Source organism: Faecalibacillus sp. TM498 (genome assembly GCF_020589955.1).
GTDB lineage: Bacteria > Bacillota_I > Bacilli_A > Erysipelotrichales > Coprobacillaceae > Faecalibacillus > Faecalibacillus intestinalis.
Genome location: NZ_JAJDKB010000138.1, coordinates 1 through 672 on the forward strand (window position 1 = coordinate 1; position 672 = coordinate 672).

Consider the following 672-nt stretch of genomic DNA (forward strand, 5'->3'; position numbering starts at 1 on the left):
GAATGCCGCCCTGTCACGGCGGAGGTCGCGGGTTCGAGTCCCGTCCAGACCGCCAGTAATTGTAATTAAGAGAGTCATTCATGACTCTTTTTTTTGTTTATTAAGAATTTGAATGCGTGGGAAATAGCATATAAAAATTCATACTAAAATACCATGACATATTTGTGTAATCTGGTATAAATTTTTTTATCCTGCAATCATACAGTGGTTATTTGATTCTTCTCCTAGGACCATTGTATACAGGACATTATATTTCAACTTCACCATGTTTACTGGAGATTCTGTCATTAGGGGTACCTATGTATATTCACATTTCATAAGATTGCCACATGAACATAAAAGAGTATTTTTTTGAAATGATTCTATCATATGTGTGCGGTATTTTAGATGGTCAAGTTTGTTTTTTAAATCTTTTTTCTTTCTTTCGGATTTCTGATATGCTTTTTCTTTTTTATTTCATAAAGTTCATATACTTTTTATTCCTGTTTGAATAGAAACCATAGTATCTGACCATTTTAAAGTTTTCATCAGGACAGTGAAGGATAAGATTGTTTATAAAGTTTTCAGCACTTTCATATACTTCGATATATTTTTCATCCTCATGACGGTTGTACCATCATCTGATCATCTTTTTGTCATCTTCATATTTGATGATGCGGTTTTCAGCCATGG

1 pseudogene is annotated in these 672 nt (G+C 33.0%); it reads right to left on the reverse strand.

Going from position 1 to position 672, the window contains the following annotated elements:
* Positions 1 to 451: 451 nt before the first annotated feature.
* Positions 452 to 598 (reverse strand): annotated as a pseudogene (locus LJD32_RS15705) (transposase); the annotation flags it as partial.
* Positions 599 to 672: the final 74 nt, after the last annotated feature.